At 69.4% G+C, this 15141-nt stretch carries 13 protein-coding genes and 1 tRNA gene; 6 read left to right on the forward strand and 8 right to left on the reverse strand.

Annotated features, from left to right (window positions below; translation table 11 throughout):
• Positions 1–92: 92 nt before the first annotated feature.
• Positions 93–3266 carry an EAL domain-containing protein gene (locus LG334_RS16575; protein WP_404379737.1) on the forward strand — a complete coding sequence of 1058 codons (3174 nt, stop codon included), beginning with the start codon at positions 93–95 and terminating at the stop codon, positions 3264–3266.
• Between the two features lie 18 nt (positions 3267–3284).
• On the opposite strand, the gene LG334_RS16580 is transcribed toward LG334_RS16575, so the two are convergent.
• The 3 genes from LG334_RS16580 to LG334_RS16590 are packed head-to-tail and all read right to left on the reverse strand — an operon-like array spanning position 3285 to position 5339.
• Positions 3285–3932, reverse strand: a complete 648-nt coding sequence (locus LG334_RS16580; RefSeq protein WP_404379738.1) for a class I SAM-dependent methyltransferase — start codon at positions 3930–3932, stop codon at positions 3285–3287.
• A gap of 5 nt (positions 3933–3937) precedes the next feature.
• Complete coding sequence (locus LG334_RS16585) at positions 3938–4810, reverse strand: fructosamine kinase family protein (RefSeq protein WP_404379740.1); 873 nt, start codon at positions 4808–4810, stop codon at positions 3938–3940.
• Positions 4811–4868: 58 nt separating this feature from the next.
• Positions 4869–5339, reverse strand: a complete 471-nt coding sequence (locus LG334_RS16590) for a low molecular weight protein-tyrosine-phosphatase (RefSeq protein ID WP_404379742.1) — start codon at positions 5337–5339, stop codon at positions 4869–4871.
• Positions 5340–5450: 111 nt separating this feature from the next.
• Here LG334_RS16590 and cobB point away from each other — a divergent pair, with 111 nt between their 5' ends.
• The gene (gene cobB, locus LG334_RS16595; RefSeq protein WP_404379743.1) at positions 5451–6194 is read left to right on the forward strand and encodes a Sir2 family NAD+-dependent deacetylase; all 744 of its coding nucleotides are present in this window, start codon (positions 5451–5453) and stop codon (positions 6192–6194) included.
• Between the two features lie 148 nt (positions 6195–6342).
• Positions 6343–6954: a uracil-DNA glycosylase family protein gene (locus LG334_RS16600; protein WP_404379745.1), complete on the forward strand. Its 612-nt coding sequence runs from the start codon at positions 6343–6345 to the stop codon at positions 6952–6954.
• Positions 6955–7203: 249 nt separating this feature from the next.
• Here the strand turns inward: LG334_RS16600 and gor are convergent, their stop codons facing one another.
• Together gor and LG334_RS16610 are read right to left on the reverse strand one after the other, a co-directional pair.
• A complete protein-coding gene (gene gor / locus LG334_RS16605; RefSeq protein WP_404379747.1) occupies positions 7204–8580 on the reverse strand; it encodes a glutathione-disulfide reductase in 1377 nt (458 codons plus the stop codon).
• Between the two features lie 128 nt (positions 8581–8708).
• Entirely contained in the window at positions 8709–9113 is a 405-nt protein-coding gene (locus LG334_RS16610) for a hypothetical protein (protein ID WP_404379749.1), read from the reverse strand.
• Between the two features lie 62 nt (positions 9114–9175).
• Between LG334_RS16610 and LG334_RS16615 the strand changes: the two genes are divergently transcribed.
• Positions 9176–9310, forward strand: coding sequence for a hypothetical protein (locus tag LG334_RS16615; RefSeq protein ID WP_404379750.1), 135 nt, complete (start codon positions 9176–9178; stop codon positions 9308–9310).
• Positions 9311–9321: 11 nt separating this feature from the next.
• On the opposite strand, the gene glmS is transcribed toward LG334_RS16615, so the two are convergent.
• Together glmS and glmU are read right to left on the reverse strand one after the other, a co-directional pair.
• Positions 9322–11151: a glutamine--fructose-6-phosphate transaminase (isomerizing) gene (glmS, locus tag LG334_RS16620; RefSeq protein ID WP_404379752.1), complete on the reverse strand. Its 1830-nt coding sequence runs from the start codon at positions 11149–11151 to the stop codon at positions 9322–9324.
• Between the two features lie 4 nt (positions 11152–11155).
• Positions 11156–12523: a bifunctional UDP-N-acetylglucosamine diphosphorylase/glucosamine-1-phosphate N-acetyltransferase GlmU gene (glmU, locus tag LG334_RS16625; protein WP_404379754.1), complete on the reverse strand. Its 1368-nt coding sequence runs from the start codon at positions 12521–12523 to the stop codon at positions 11156–11158.
• A 123-nt stretch (positions 12524–12646) separates the two neighbouring features.
• Between glmU and gph the strand changes: the two genes are divergently transcribed.
• Both gph and LG334_RS16635 read left to right on the forward strand, forming a co-directional pair.
• The gene (gene gph, locus LG334_RS16630; protein WP_404379756.1) at positions 12647–13366 is read left to right on the forward strand and encodes a phosphoglycolate phosphatase; all 720 of its coding nucleotides are present in this window, start codon (positions 12647–12649) and stop codon (positions 13364–13366) included.
• Between the two features lie 81 nt (positions 13367–13447).
• Positions 13448–13522 (forward strand) — tRNA-Val (locus LG334_RS16635).
• 90 nt (positions 13523–13612) lie between these two features.
• Here LG334_RS16635 and LG334_RS16640 read toward each other — a convergent pair.
• Positions 13613–15082, reverse strand: coding sequence for an AMP nucleosidase (locus LG334_RS16640; protein ID WP_404379757.1), 1470 nt, complete (start codon positions 15080–15082; stop codon positions 13613–13615).
• Between the last annotated feature and the right edge of the window lie 59 nt (positions 15083–15141).

Consider the following 15141-nt stretch of genomic DNA (forward strand, 5'->3'; position numbering starts at 1 on the left):
TAGCGTTTGAGGTTACCTCCCTCGTGACGCTATTGTGTCGTTCGTTTGATCTGGGCATGGGCACGTCGGCGCGGCCGGCGGGAAGTGGGGCCATGGCGACCGTCCTCATCGTAGAAGACGACAAGACATGCGCGGAACTGGTCCGCGCCCTGCTAGGCCGACGCGAGGCGCCGGCCTTCACGCCCGTGCTCGCCTCCACCGTCGCCGAGGCGCGCCGCCAGTTGAAGTCGCGCGCGATCGATGCGGTGGTGCTGGACCTCAACCTGCCCGACAGCAAGGGGACGGCCACCGTCTCCGCCCTTGTGGCCGAAGCACCCGGCGTGCCCGTGGTGGTGCTGACGGGACAGGATGACGACCGTACCGCCCGCAACGCCCTGCGCGCCGGCGCCCAGGACTACCTGGTCAAGGCCGACCTGACCGGCGACCGGCTGGCCCGCAGCCTGACCTACGCCATCGAGCGCCGCGCCACCCTCGCCGGCCACGACAGGGGCGACGGGCTGGTCGAAAGCCTGCTCAACGGCATGGCGCCGGCGGTGCTGGTGCTGGAAACCGTTCGTGATCGGAACCGCCTCCCCGAGGACTTCATCTTCCGCCTGTGCAATGCCTCCTGCGAGCAGGTTCTGGGCCGGCACGGGCGCGAGTTGGCCGGCCGGCGCCTGTCCGAGGGACTGCCGGAACTCGCGGCGCTGGGGCTGCGCGAACACCTTCTGGGCGTGGTCGAGACGGCCATCGGCCTGGACATCGACCTGCCCGTGCGCCTGCCCCACGCCGCCGGCATCGCCGACCGCGCCGCCCGCGAGCCGTCGGAGGAACCGCCCCGCTGGCTGCGCATCTCGGCGTCCCATGTGGCGGAGGGCGTGGCGCTCATCATCACCGACGTTACCGCCACGCATCAGCAGACCGACGCCCTGCGCGCCGCCAAGCAGAAGGCGGAAAAGGCGGATGCCGAAAAGGCCGCCCTGCTGCGGGCGCTGAGCCACGAGGTACGCACGCCGCTGAACACCATCCGCGGGTTCTCGGAAATGGTGGCCGGGGAAATGCATGGCCCCCTGCCCCACCCGCAGTACAAGGGCTATGTCGACAGCATCCACAAGGCCGCCGAGACCCTGTCGGACGTGGTCGACGGCATGCTCGACATGAGCCGCCTGCAGGCCATGGGGCGGGGCGAAAGCGGATCGGCCCACCTGATCGACCTGGCGCCCGACTGCGTGGCGGTCTGCCGCGACGGCATCGTGGAGATGCTCAACCCCGCCGGCGCCGACATGCTGGGTCTGGCGGCCGGCGACGAGGCCATCGGCCGGCACTTCCGCGAGTTCGTCGCCAGCCACTACCGTCCCATCGTCGAACACGGGCTCGACATCCTGGTGCGCGAGCGGACCCGCGTACCTATGAAGATGCTGCGCGCCGACGGCGCCACGGTGGACGCCGAGGTGGCGGCCACGCCCTTCGACAGCGCCGGCGGCGGCCGTTCCGTGATGCTGGTCGCCCGCGACGTCACCGAGCGCCAGCGCGCCACCCGCGCCATCGTCCAGCGCGAGGAGCGGCTGCGCAAGATCATGGAAACCATGGTCGACGCGCTGGTCATCATCGACGACCGCGGCATCATCGAAACCTTCAACCGCGCCGCCGAGCGTATCTTCGGCTACAAGGCGGCCGAGGTGGTCGGCCGGTCGGTCAACCTCCTCATGGCCGAGGAGCACGCCACCCAGCACGACGAATACATCCGCCGCTACAAGCAGACCGGCGAATCCCACGTCCTGGGCGTCGGCCGCGTGGTGGAGGGGCGCCGCAAGGACGGGTCCGTCTTCCCGGTGGAACTGGCCCTGTCTGACCTGCGCATCGGCGACGCCCACCTGTTCATCGGCGTGCTGCGCGACATTACCGAACGCCGCGCGCAGGAGGAACGGCTGCGCTACCTGGCCACCCGCGACCACCTGACCGGCCTGCCCAACCGCGCCCTGTTCCAGACCCGCCTGGACGAGGCCGTGCGCGACGCCGACGCCGCCGGACGCCATGTGGCGGTCCTGTTCCTGGACCTCGACCACTTCAAGAACATCAACGACACCCTCGGCCACCCCATGGGCGACCGCGTGCTGCAGGCCGTCGGCCGCCGCCTGGAGGCGCAGGCGCGCCCGAACGACACGGTGGCGCGCCTGTCGGGGGACGAATTCACGGTCATCCTGGACGGCGTCGACGGGCCGGAGGAAGCCTCGGCGCTGGCGACCGTGCTGCTGGACCGGCTGTCGGACCCCTTCGAGATCGACGGACGCGAGATCTACACCTCGGGCTCCATCGGCATCGTGATGTACCCGGAGAACGCCGAGGACATCGCCAACCTGATGAAGAACGTCGACACGGCCGTGAACTTTGCCAAGAAGCAGGGCCGCAACAACTTCCAGTTCTATACCGAGAAGCTGTCCGACGACATGGTGCGCCGGCTGCAGATCGAGAACGGCCTGCGCCGCGCGCTGGAACGCGGCGAGATGCAGGTCTTCTACCAGGCCAAGATCGACCTGGACAGCGGCGACATCGTCGGCTGCGAGGCGCTGCTGCGGTGGTTCTCCAAGGAACTGGGCTTCGTCTCGCCGGTGGAGTTCATTCCGGTCGCCGAGGAAACGGGGCTGATCGTGCCCATCGGCGAATGGGTGCTGCGCGAATCGCTGCGCCAGTTGGACACCTGGATGCGCGCCGGCCTGCCGCCGGTGCGCGTCGGCGTCAACCTGTCGGCCCGCCAGTTCCGCGAGGCCGAACTGGCGCGCAAGATCACGGCCATTCTGGAGGAAACGGGCGTCAGCGCCGAGCTTCTGGAACTGGAGCTGACGGAATCCATGCTGGTGGAGAACGCCGACGAGGTCATCCAGTCCCTGTGGGCGCTGAAGGGCCTGGGCATCACGCTGTCCATCGATGACTTCGGCACCGGCTATTCGTCGCTCAGCTACCTCAAGCGCTTCCCCATCGACGAGTTGAAGATCGACCGCAGCTTCGTGAAGGACATCCCCGACAGCATCGACGACATGTCCATCACCAAGGCGATCATCAGCATGGCGCGGTCGCTGGAGATGAAGCTGGTGGCCGAGGGCATCGAGACCGACGATCAGTGGGAATTCCTGCGCGACAACGGCTGCCATGTCGGCCAGGGCTACCTGTTCGCCAAGCCCCTGCCGGCATCGGAGTTCTTCGACCTGATGGAGCGCCGCCGCACGGCCAACGACGAGCACGGCGACGAGGCCGAGGGCGGCCTGTGGGCGGCGGTGGCGGCCAAATAGGCGGCCCGGCGTGTCCGCTCAGTACCGCACCAGCATGGTCCAGTCGCCGGGCATGTAGCCGTCCAGCACGGTGGCCTCCATGCCCGCGGCCTCGAAGGCATCGCGGAAGGCGTCGGGAGCGGTGTAGAACATCAACTGGTCGCGCCTTGGGTGGTCGAGCCCCAGCATGTTGAAGGCAAAGCCCTTGCGGTTCATGGCGGCGAAGGCCTTGAGCTGCGCGATCACCTCGCAGCGCCAGAAATCTTCATCGCCGCCCGCCAGCACGTTGAAGGTGCCCGAGGCAAAGCCGTAATCCGCCGTCACCGTCGCCCGGTCCGAAAGCAGGAACCGCGCCCTGTGGTCGCGGATGGCGGACCGCGCCTGCGCCACCATGGCCCGCGTCATGTCGTAGCCCACGTAGCCGCGCACCCGCACCGCCTTCTGGGTCAGAAGAAAGGGGAACAGCGCCCCGTAGCCGCATCCCAGGTCGTTGACCGAGACGGGCGCGCCGTGGGGCTCGCCCTCCATCAGCCGCACCAGTTGGGCGAAGCGCAGAAGCTGCCCCGCCCGGTCGCGCCAGCCCACCCCCTTGGGCGCGCAGCCGTGGCGTTTGACGGCCAGGGTGTAGAGCCACTGGATGCGGGCGATGCGGTCTTCCTCGGTTTCCGGCGTGTCGGCCTGGTCCATCGCGCTCACCCGACGAACCGGTCCAGCGTGCGCGACACGCTGCCGACATAGGACCCGCCGAACAGACGCACATGCACCAGCAGCGGATACAGGTTGTAGAGGTCGCGCCGCGCCTCGAAGAAGCCGGGACGGAGGGGCCGCAGGTCCTGATAGCGGCGGAAGAAGGGCTCGCCGAAGGTGCCGAACAGGGTGGAGAACGCCAGCTCGATCTCGGCGTCGCCATAGTAGATGGCCGGGTCGATGAAGCCGGCGATCCGCCCGCCGTCGCACAGCACGTTGCCCGTCCACATGTCGCCGTGGAGCAGCGACGGCGCGTCGGGCTCCTCGATCCACTCCTCCAGCCGGGCGGCCAGCGTATCGACCTTGCGGCGCACGTCGGTCGGCAGGCGGCCGGCGCGGTGGGCCTCGTCGGCCATGTACAGCAGCCGGTGGTCGCGGAAGAACGTCCGCCACGACGCCTCGCGCGGGTTGGGCTGATGCAGGCCGCCGATCAGCGTGTCGCGCTCCAGGCCGAAGGCGTCCCAGGCGACGGAATGCAGGTCGGCCAGCAGGTCGGCGGCGTGCTCCTGGCAGGCGGCCGCGATGCCGCCGCCGCCGGCCCGGATTTCCTCCATCACCAGCAGCCCCGCCTCGACGTGCAGAACACCCGGCACGGGCAGGCGGCTGTTGTCGGAGAGATACCGGAGCATCCAGCCCTCGATATCCAGGCCGCCGCCGGCATCGTCGGCCACCTTCACCACCACGGGCGCGGCGCCGTCCTCAAGCTCGGCGCGCAGCACGTCGCTGACGCAGCCGCCGGACAACGGGCTCAGGCGCCGCACGCCGTGCCCGATGGCCAGGGCGATGCGGTCGGACAGGTCTTGGCGGTCGGATGCCATGGCTGGCCTCCTTTCTGCCGGATGGCTGATGGCCGCGAAGGCGCGTGGCCGGAACGCCTCAGAGCCGGGTGCGGATGTGGTCGAGAAGCCCCTGGGATGCCGCCTCCACCATGTCCAGCACGTCCTCGAAGCCCCGGCCCTCACCGTAGTAGGGATCGGGCACGTCCTCGATGCCCAGGTGCGGGGCCCAGGCGAGGAACATGGACAGGCGGTCACGCAGGTCCGGCGGGGCCAGGCGCGACAGCGAGCGGTAATGCCCCGTGTCCATGGCCAGCACCATGTCGTAGTCGTGGAAGTCCTCCGCCGCCACGCGCCGCGCCCGCTGGGCCGACAGGTCGTAGCCCCGCGCCAGGGCGGCCTCCTGCGAGCGCGGGTCCGGCGCCTCGCCCACATGATAGCCGGCCACGCCGGCCGAGGCCGCCAGGATGCGGTCGGACAGGCCCTCGCGCTCCACCAGGGCGCGGAAGACGCCCTCGGCGGTGGGAGAGCGGCAGATGTTCCCGGTGCAGACGAACAGAACCTTGAACACGGCCGTTGGCCTCCTTTAATCCGGGCGGAAGGGGACGCGAGAAACTGGCGTTCGCGCATCCCTGGCTTACCATGCCGCCGCCCATCGTCAAAGACCGGAGCCCGAGCCCCCATGCACCAGACCGCCGAACAGCCCTCCATCGTCATCCTGACCGGCGCCGGAATCTCGAAGGAATCGGGGTTGGACACCTTCCGCTGCGCCGACGGCATCTGGAACAAGGTCAGCCTGGAGGAAGTGGCGACGCCCGAGGGTTTCGCGCGCGATCCCGACATGGTGCATGATTTCTACAACGCCCGCCGCGCCCAGCTCGCCGACCCGACCCTTTCGCCCAACGCCGCCCACGAAGCACTGGCCCGGCTGGAGCGCGAGTGGCCCGGCGAGGTGCTGGTGGTCACCCAGAACATCGACGACCTGCACGAGCGCGGCGGGTCGCGGAACGTGCTTCACATGCATGGCGAGTTGAAGAAGGTCCGCTGCGAGGGCTGCCGCGCCGTCGCCGTGTGGGACGGCGACCTGGGCCGCGCCAGCGCCTGTCCCGCCTGCGGCGTCGCCGGCGCCATGCGGCCGCATGTGGTGTGGTTCGGCGAGATGCCGCTGGGCATGGAACGCATCTACGCGGCGCTGGAGGACTGCGCCCTGTTCCTCTCGGTCGGGACCTCGGGCAACGTCTATCCGGCGGCGGGTTTCGTCCACCATGTGCTGGAAACCTCCGGCGGGCGCACGGTGGAACTGAACCTGGAGCCCAGCCAGGGCGCCACCCTGTTCGCCGAGCAGCATTACGGCCCGGCGACCGAGGTGGTGCCGGCCTTCGTCGACCGCCTGCTGGCCGAGGGGCCGGCGGCGCTGGAGCCATAGCAGGAGGCGCTGGAGGCACTGCGCCGGAGGCGCTGGAGGCATGGCGCCAGAGGCGCTGGAGGCATGGCGCCAGAGGCGCTGGAGGCATGGCGCTAGAGGCGCTGGAGGCATGGCGCGGCGGCGCCGGGCTCCCCATATCCGCCCCGCCATGACATCGACTGCTTCCGACATCCTCAGCCCCGACCTGGCGACGCTGAAGGCCGAGGCCGCCGCCTGCCGGGTGTGCGAGCACGCCCTGCCGCTGGGCCCGCGCCCCACCTTCCGCGCCAGCGAGACGGCGCGCGTGCTCATCATCGGGCAGGCGCCCGGCACCCGCGTGCATGAGACCGGCATCCCCTGGAACGACCGCTCCGGCGACCGCCTGCGCGACTGGCTGGCGCTCGACCGCGAGACCTTCTACGACGAGGGCCGCATCGCCATCGTGCCCATGGGCCTGTGCTACCCCGGCCGGGACAGGAACGGCGGCGACGCCCCGCCCCGCCCGGAATGCGCGCCGCTGTGGCAGAAGCGCTTCCGGAGCGCCCTGCCGGCGGTGGACCTGACGCTGCTGATCGGCATCCACGCGCAGGCCTATTGGCTGGGCGAGGCCCGCAAGCGGCGCTCCATGACCGAGACCGTGCGCGACTGGCGGTCCCTGCCTGACGGCCTGATCCCCCTGCCCCATCCCAGCTGGCGCAACACCGCTTGGCTGCGCAAGAACCCGTGGTTCGAGGCCGAGGTGGTGCCCGAGCTGCGGCGGCGGGTCACGGCACTGCTGTAGGGCCTGGATGCGAAAAAGGGCCGCCCGCTGCCGGGGCGGCCCTTTCTCTGTCTGGCTGGCGGAGAGCTTATATAAGCCGATGATTGAAATCATCGACGCTGCGGTGTGCGCGCTTCCGCGTACGCCTTCGGCTCCGATCGGCACGCAGCCTCACGCGCCACAAGGCGCGGCGGCCAGTGTCCGCTTCGCGTTCGTCAGGACTCCGGCCTTGCCGGACGACAAGTGTCCGGTTTCGAACGTCGTCCGGTATTACTCCGTGTGCTCGGCATCCGGCTCCGGGACGGGGTCGCGCATGGTGACGAATTCCTCCGCCGCCGTCGGGTGGATGCCCACCGTCGCGTCGAACTGCGCCTTGGTGGCGCCGCACTTGAGCGCGATGGCGATGCCCTGGATGATCTCCGGCGCATCCACGCCCAGCATGTGGGCGCCCAGCACGCGGTCGGTCTCGGCGTCAACCAGCAGCTTCATGATCGAGCGCTCGTCGCGGCCCGACAGGGTGTACTTCATGGGCTTGAAGCGGCTGAGAAACACCTTGATCTTGCCGCGCTTGCGCGCCTGCTCCTCCGTCAGCCCGACCGAGCCGATGGGCGGCTGGCTGAAGACGGCCGAGGCGATGTTGTCGTAGTCCATCTTGCGCGGGTTGTCGCGGAAGACGGTCTCGAAGAAGCAGATGCCCTCGTTCAGCGCCACCGGCGTCAGGTTGACCCGGTCGGTCACGTCGCCGATGGCGTAGATGCTGTCGACGCTGGTCTTGCTGTAGTCGTCGACGACCACCGCACCCTTGTCGTTCAACTCCACGCCCGCCTCTTCCAGGCCCAGGCCCGAGGTGTTGGGCGCGCGCCCCGTCGCATACATGACCAGGTCGGTCTCGTGCTCGTCGCCGCCGGCGAAGCGCAGGTTGAAGGCGCCGGTCTCGGTCTTCTCGATGGAGCGCACCGTGGTATCGGCCAAGATGGTGATGCCCTTCTTCTCCATCTCCTCCTGAAGGCCGGCCCGCATGGAGCTGTCGAAGCCGCGCAGGATCATGTCCTTGCGGATGATCTGCGTGACCTCGGCCCCCAGCGCGGCGAAGATGCCGGCGAACTCGACCGCGATGTAGCCGCCGCCAACGATGGTCACGCGCTTGGGCAGTTCGGCCAGGTCCAGGGCCTCGTTCGACGTGATGGCGTGCTCGATGCCCGGAATGTCGGGCATGGTCGGCCAGCCGCCGACGGCGATGAGGATCTTCTCGGCGGTGTAGGTCTTGCCGTCGACCGCCACGGTGTGGGCGTCGACCACCGTGCCGCGGCCGCGCAGAAGCTCGACGTTGTTGTCGCGCAGGATGCGGTTGTAGATGCCTTCCAGCCGCTCCAGTTCCTTCTGCTTGTTCTCGATCAGGGTCGGCCAGTCGTGGCGGGCGCCCTCGATGGTCCAGCCGTAGCCCTTGGCGTCCTCGAAGTCCTCGGCGAAATGCGCGCCGTAGACCAGCAGCTTCTTCGGCACGCAGCCGCGCATCACGCAGGTACCGCCGACGCGCGAGCTTTCCACGATGGCGACCTTCTTGCCCGAACCGCCGGCCAGCCGCGTCGCCCGCACGCCGCCCGAGCCCGCGCCGATGGTGATGAGGTCGTAATCGTACTCGGCCATGTCGGTGTGTCCTCGTTCCTGCGTCGCTTGAAGGGTGGAAATCCGGAAAAAGAATGCGCGCCCCATGTGGGACGCGCAAGCGTGCGGTGCAAGATGCGGAGCCGGCGGGGCGGCTCGGATGTCCTTGTTCAGATGTCCTTGTAGGGCGCATCCGGGTCGTCCGGCCCGTCCTGGCGATCAGGCAGCGGGGCGACCTCGGGATCACCGGGCGGAGGGATCTGGGGCGCCTGCCCGCCCTTCTCGGAAAAGCCCTCGAAGAAGCGCTGCATGTTGCGGAACTGCTCCGCCACCCAGGGCTTGGCGGCTTCGTACCCGGCCTTGGCCTCGCACACCGCCCGGTCGGCGGCGCAGGCGGCCTGGCAGCCTGCCTTGGCGGCCGCATCGTCACGGTAGGAGAGTTCGCAGCGGGCCGTGCAGCGGTCGAAGTCGGTGGCGCAGGCGGCCAGGGCCTCCGGGTCCTCGGCGGCGGCGACGGGCGCGGCGGCGAGGGACAGGACGGCGACGGCGATGGCGGGCGCAAGGCGGCGGCGCATGACAGACCTCTCGATGGTTCGCGGAAGACCCTACAGGATGAATGCGGCAGGGGCGAGGCGCGATGCCGGGACGGCCCGCCGACAGCCGTCACCTCTCGCCGGCCGCCGCCGCGGGCCCGCCGCTGTCAATGCCGGAGTTCGCCACCGAAGACGGCTTCTGGAGCATGACCCACGGCCAGCCCCGGCGGGTGGCCTGATCGCCCCGCCCCTACTCCACCGTCACGCTCTTGGCCAGGTTGCGCGGCTGGTCGACGTCGGTGCCCTTCAGCACCGCCGTGTGGTAGGCCAGCAGTTGCACCGGGATGGCGTAGAGGATCGGCGCCACGAAGGGATCGACCTCGGGCATGGCGATGGCGTGCAGGGCCGTGTCCTGCATCCGCAAGACCCCCTTGGCGTCGGAGAAGAAGATCACCTGGCCGCCGCGCGCCACCGTCTCCTGCACGTTGGACGCCGTCTTCTCGAACAGGTCGTCCTCGTCGTGCGGGGCGATGACGATGACCGGCACGCTCTCGTCGATCAGCGCGATGGGGCCGTGCTTCATCTCGCCCGCCGCATAACCCTCGGCGTGGATGTAGCTGATTTCCTTGAGTTTCAGGGCACCTTCCAGGGCGATGGCGTAGGACGTGCCGCGCCCCAGGTACAGCACGTCGTGGGCCTCGGCGACGAACTGGGCGATGTCGCGGATGGCCTCGTCATGGGCCAGAACCTCCGCCGCCCGGCCCGGCACCTCCGCCAGGGCCGCCGCCAGGGCCTTTTCACGCGCCGGGCTCAGCGTATCCTTCGCGCGGCCAAGCGCGATGGCGAAGCAGGCCAGAACCGTGAGCTGCGTCGTGAAGGCCTTGGTGGACGCCACACCGATTTCCGGCCCGGCGTTGGTCTGCAACACCACGTCGCTCTCGCGCGCCATGGAGCTTTCCGGCGAGTTGACGACGGAAACGATGCGCTGCCCCTCCGCCTTGCAGTGGCGCAGCGCCGCCAGGGTGTCGGCGGTCTCGCCGGACTGGCTGATGAACAGCGCCACGCCGCCCTCGGTCAGCACCGGCCGGCGATAGCGGAACTCGCTGGCGACGTCGATCTCGACGGGAACGCGGGCCGTGCGCTCGATCCAGTACTTGCCGACCAGCCCGGCGTAATAGCTGGTGCCGCAGGCGACGATGGTCACCTTGGGCACGTCGGCCAGGTCGAAGGGCAGGTCCGGCAGGGTGATGGAACCGCGCGCCGGGTTGTACATGGCGTTCAGCGTGTCGCCGATGACCTGCGGCTGCTCGAAGATTTCCTTCGCCATGAAGTGGCGGTGCTCGCCCTTGCCGATCAGCGCGCCGGACAGGGCGGTCTGGCGCACCTGGCGCTCCACCCGGTTGTCGTCGACGTCGTAGAAGGTCGCGCCGTCCAGGGTGAGGACGGCCATGTCGCCTTCCTCCAGATAGGCCAGCCGCTGGGTCAGGGGGGCGAGGGCCAGCGCGTCGGAGCCGAGATACATCTCGCCGTCGCCGAAGCCGACCGCCAGCGGGCTGCCCATGCGGGCGCCGATGAGCAGGTCATGGCGCCCGGCGATCAGGATGCCCAGCGCGAACGCCCCGTGCAGGCGCTTGAGCGCCTTCTGTACGGCCTCCACCGGCTCCATGCCCTGGTCCAGGTGGTAGTGGACCAGGTGGACGACCACTTCCGTGTCGGTGTCGGATTCGAAGCCGCGGCCGTGCTCCTGCAACTCGGCCTTCAGTTCCTGGAAGTTCTCGATGATGCCGTTGTGCACCACCGCCACCTTGGCCGATGCGTGCGGGTGGGCGTTGGCTTCGTTAGGACGGCCGTGGGTGGCCCAGCGGGTGTGGCCGATGCCCACGGTGCCGGCGATGGGCTTCTGGGCGATGCGATCGGCCAGGTTGACGATCTTGCCCTCGGCGCGGCGGCGGTCGATGGAGCCGTTGACCAGCGTGGCGATGCCCGCCGAGTCGTAGCCGCGATACTCCAGGCGCTTCAGCCCGTCCACCAGCAGCGGCGCCACCTCCTGGCGGCCGATGATACCGACGATCCCGCACATGGCTTCAGGTTCCCTTCTTGTCGTTGGACTTGCCGGCTTTCAGCGCCGCCATGCGCTGCCGGAAGCGGCCGGCCCAGCCGGGGCGCGCCTCCTGCCTGCCGCGCGCGACGGCCAGGGAGTCAGGCTCGACGTCCCCGGTCACCACCGAGCCGGCGGCGACGATGGCACCGTCGCCGATCTTCACCGGCGCCACCAGGGCCGAGTTCGACCCGATGAAGGCGCCGGTGCCGATGTCGGTGTGATACTTCATGAACCCGTCGTAGTTGCAGGTGATGGTGCCCGCGCCGATGTTGGCCTTGGCCCCCACCCGCGCGTCGCCGATGTAGGTCAGGTGGTTGACCTTGGCGCCCGGCTCCACGACGGCCTTCTTGATCTCGACGAAGTTGCCGATGTTCGCGCCCTCGCCGACCTCGGCGCCGGGGCGCAGGCGGGCGTAGGGACCGACGGTGGCCCCTTGCGCGATCGTGCACTGCTCGAAGTGGCAGAAGCCCTTGATCTCGACGCCATCGCCCACCTTTACGCCGGGGCCGAAGGTGACGTTGGGCTGGATGACCACGTCGCGGCCGATCACCGTGTCGTGGGACATGAACACCGTTTCCGGCGCGATCAGCGTCGCGCCGCCGTCCATGGCCGCCTTGCGCAGGCGCTTTTGCGCCACCGCCTCGGCCACGGCCAGCTCGGCGCGGCTGTTGACGCCCAGAAGCTCTTCCTCCGCCCCCTCGACCACGGCGCAGGCCAGGCCCTCGCCGCGCGCGAGCGCCACGATGTCGGTCAGGTAGTATTCGCCCTTGGCGTTGTCGTTGCCGACCCGGTCCAGCAGGTCCAGCAGCTTCGCGCCGTCGACGCACATGACGCCGGAGTTGCACAGATCCACGGCCAGTTGCTCGGGTGTGGCGTCCTTGGCCTCGACGATGGCCTCCAGGCTGTCGCCGTCCATCATCAGACGGCCGTAGGCGCCGGGGTCCTCGGGCCGGAAGCCCAGCACCACCACCGCCGGGCGCACGGGGCCGCGACGCGCCTCCAGCATCTTTCCCAGGGTCTCGGGCGTGATGAGCGGCGTGTCGCCGTAGAGCACCAGCACGTCGCCGTCGAAGCCCGCAAGCACCTCGCGCGCCTGCATCACGGCATGGGCGGTGCCCAGCCGGTCGGTCTGCTCCACCGTCGGGTGCGGCGCGACGGCGCGGCCGACCGCCTCCATGCCGGGACCGACGACCACGACGGCCTCGTCCACCCCCACGGCCTCCACCGTGGACAGCAGATGGCTCACCATGGGCCGCCCCGTCAACGGGTGCATGACCTTGGGAAGGGCGGACTTCATGCGCGTGCCCATGCCAGCGGCAAGCACGACGGCGGCGGTTTTGGTTTTGCTCATATGCTCGAAAACACGTTAGAACGGGTGTGCAGGCGGGTTTGGCGGAAGATGCCACAGGGGGCGAACCTGCACCAAAACAAACATTGTTGCAGGTTGTTGCGGACCATCATGACGGACACGGACATGCCTTCCACCTCCTCTCCCACCGCATCCGGCGCGCCGCTTGCGCTGATCTTCGACCTGGACGGCACGCTGGTGCACAGTGTTCCCGACCTGACCGCCGCCCTGAACCACCTTCTGGCCGAGCACGACCGGCCGGCGGTGGCCGAGGACGACGTGGCGTTCATGGTCGGCGACGGCGCCCGCGTGCTGGTCCAGCGCGCCTGGGCGCAAACCGGCGCGGCGGCGGCGGAAGGCGACCTGGACGGCCTGACCGAACGCTTCGTCGCCATCTATGAGACGGCAACGGCGGGTGCGACACAACCCTACCCTGGCGTCGTAGCCACGCTGGAGACGTTGATGGCGCGGGGACATCCCCTTGCGATCTGCACCAACAAGCCGCATGGCGCGACGCTGAAGCTTCTGGAGGAGTTGGACCTGGCGCGGTTCTTCACAGCCGTGGTCGGCGGCGGCTCCACGGCAGAGCGCAAGCCCCAGGCGGGGCCGGTGCTGGCGGTGCTGGACGAACTGGGCGTTCCGGCACGGGGTGCCCTGTTCATCGGCGACAGCCGCAACGACGTGCATGCGGCCGCCGCGGCGGGCGTCCCTTGCGCCTGCGTCACCTACGGCTACCCCCGCGGCCCGGTGGAGGCGCTGGGCGCCGACCGCCTGATCGACCACTTCGACCAGGTGCTGGACTTGATGGACGCAGGCGCCGACATGGACCTGCAAAAAAAGGTTTGACAGGGGGCGCGGCGATTTCCTATATAGCGGCTCCCACGACGGCGGGGGCCACGGCCCCACCGATTGGGGCCTGAGAGAGATGGGCGCGTAGCTCAGCGGGAGAGCACACCCTTCACACGGGTGGGGTCGTAGGTTCAATCCCTACCGCGCCCACCATCTCCTCTCCACACCATGACCGACACGCACCGGGCGCCGCTGCACTGCAGCCGGCGCCCGTGTCGTTTGTGGCGGGACGCGACGCCCGCCCTACCGGAACGCCGGCTCGTCGAAGCTGCGCAGTTTCCGGGAGTGCAGCGTCGTCGCGCGGGCCTCGTCGCGCAGCATCTCCAGGGCGCGGATGCCGATGCGCAGGTGCTGGCTCACGCTGCGCTCATAGAACGCATCCGCCATGCCGGGCAGCTTGATCTCGCCGTGCAGCGGGCGGTCCGAGACGCAGAGCAGCGTCCCGTAGGGCACCCGGAAACGGTAGCCGTTGGCGGCGATGGTCGCGCTTTCCATGTCGATGGCAATCGCGCGGGACTGGTTGAACCGCTGCGCCAGCGTGTCCATGCGCAACTCCCAGTTCCGGTCGTCGGTGGTGACCACCGTGCCCGTGCGCAGGTGCTCCTTCAGCGCCCGGCCGCGGCGCCCCATGACGTCCTCCACCCCCTGCGCGAGCGCCACCTGCACCTCGGCGATGGTGGGCAGGGGGATTTCGGTCGGCAGCACCTGATCCAGCACGTGGTCGTCGCGCAGGTAGGCGTGGGCGAGCACGTAGTCGCCCAGCCGCTGGCTCTCTCGCAGCCCCCCGCAGTGGCCGATCATCAGCCAGACGTGGGAGCGCAGGACGGCCAGGTGATCGGTCACCGTCTTGGCGTTGGAGGGGCCGACGCCGATGTTGACGAGCGTGATCCCCGTCCGCCCCTCGCGCACCAGGTGATAGGCCGGCATCTGCGGCGGCTTGGCGATGGGGGCCTTGTCCGGCTCCCGGCCCGTCCAGGTGATGCGGTCGCCCGGCTCCACCAGCTTTTCATACTCGCCGGCCGCCACCGCCTCGCGCCCGAACGTCACGAATTCGTCGACGTAACGTTGATAATTCGTGAACAAAACGAAGTGCTGGAAGTGCTCCGGCGCCGTCGCGGTGTAGTGCCGCAGGCGGTGCAGGGAATAGTCCGTCCGCCCCGCCGGGAACATGGACAGCGGCGTGATGACCTCCGTCGACGCCGGCCGCCGACCGTCGGCGATGTCGTCGTTGGTGTCCACCAGGTTCGGCAGGGCGAAGGCGTGGCGCAAGGCGCTCCGGCGGTCGGGCGTGACCTCCGCCGTCGCCTTGTCCAGCGCGAACGTCAGCGGGATCGGCACCCGGCTGCGGCCGACATGGAGGGTCGCCGCGTGGTTCTCGGCCAGCAGGCGCATCTGCTCCATCAGGTAGTCGGCGAACAGGCGCGGCTGCGTCACGGTGGTGCCATGCAGGCCGGGCTGGGTGACCTTGCCGAAGGCCATGCTGGTGGTGACGGCCAGGTCCTCGGGCGCGATCTCGGCACAGAGGTACGGGTAGACCACCCGCCGCGCCGGCCCTTGAAGCGTTCCGGCGGCGAAGCCGGCGAAATCCTCCTGCAGCATGGCCAGGCCCGTCTCGTAGATGTCGACCATGCGGGCCAGCGCCTCTTGCGGATTGGCGCAGGTGCGCAGGTCGTCGCAGGGAACGGTGTCGAGACGGCGGGAGGGGGTGGTCATGGAACTGGGGCCTCCGGAGGGTGATCTGGCTTTCCTCAATAATGAGAGCCGGTTACGCC

Origin of the sequence: Caenispirillum salinarum (assembly GCF_044803115.1) — a bacterium.
Lineage (GTDB): Bacteria > Pseudomonadota > Alphaproteobacteria > Rhodospirillales > Rhodospirillaceae > Caenispirillum > Caenispirillum salinarum_A.

Coding starts and splice junctions, on each gene's coding strand:
- LG334_RS16575 (WP_404379737.1), top strand. CDS start 93: ATGGCGACCGTCCTCATCGTAGAAGACGACAAGACATGCGCGGAACTG.
- LG334_RS16580 (WP_404379738.1), bottom strand. CDS start 3,932: ATGGACCAGGCCGACACGCCGGAAACCGAGGAAGACCGCATCGCCCGC.
- LG334_RS16585 (WP_404379740.1), bottom strand. CDS start 4,810: ATGGCATCCGACCGCCAAGACCTGTCCGACCGCATCGCCCTGGCCATC.
- cobB (WP_404379743.1), top strand. CDS start 5,451: ATGCACCAGACCGCCGAACAGCCCTCCATCGTCATCCTGACCGGCGCC.
- LG334_RS16600 (WP_404379745.1), top strand. CDS start 6,343: ATGACATCGACTGCTTCCGACATCCTCAGCCCCGACCTGGCGACGCTG.
- gor (WP_404379747.1), bottom strand. CDS start 8,580: ATGGCCGAGTACGATTACGACCTCATCACCATCGGCGCGGGCTCGGGC.
- LG334_RS16610 (WP_404379749.1), bottom strand. CDS start 9,113: ATGCGCCGCCGCCTTGCGCCCGCCATCGCCGTCGCCGTCCTGTCCCTC.
- LG334_RS16615 (WP_404379750.1), top strand. CDS start 9,176: ATGCCGGGACGGCCCGCCGACAGCCGTCACCTCTCGCCGGCCGCCGCC.
- glmS (WP_404379752.1), bottom strand. CDS start 11,151: ATGTGCGGGATCGTCGGTATCATCGGCCGCCAGGAGGTGGCGCCGCTG.
- glmU (WP_404379754.1), bottom strand. CDS start 12,523: ATGAGCAAAACCAAAACCGCCGCCGTCGTGCTTGCCGCTGGCATGGGC.
- gph (WP_404379756.1), top strand. CDS start 12,647: ATGCCTTCCACCTCCTCTCCCACCGCATCCGGCGCGCCGCTTGCGCTG.
- LG334_RS16640 (WP_404379757.1), bottom strand. CDS start 15,082: ATGACCACCCCCTCCCGCCGTCTCGACACCGTTCCCTGCGACGACCTG.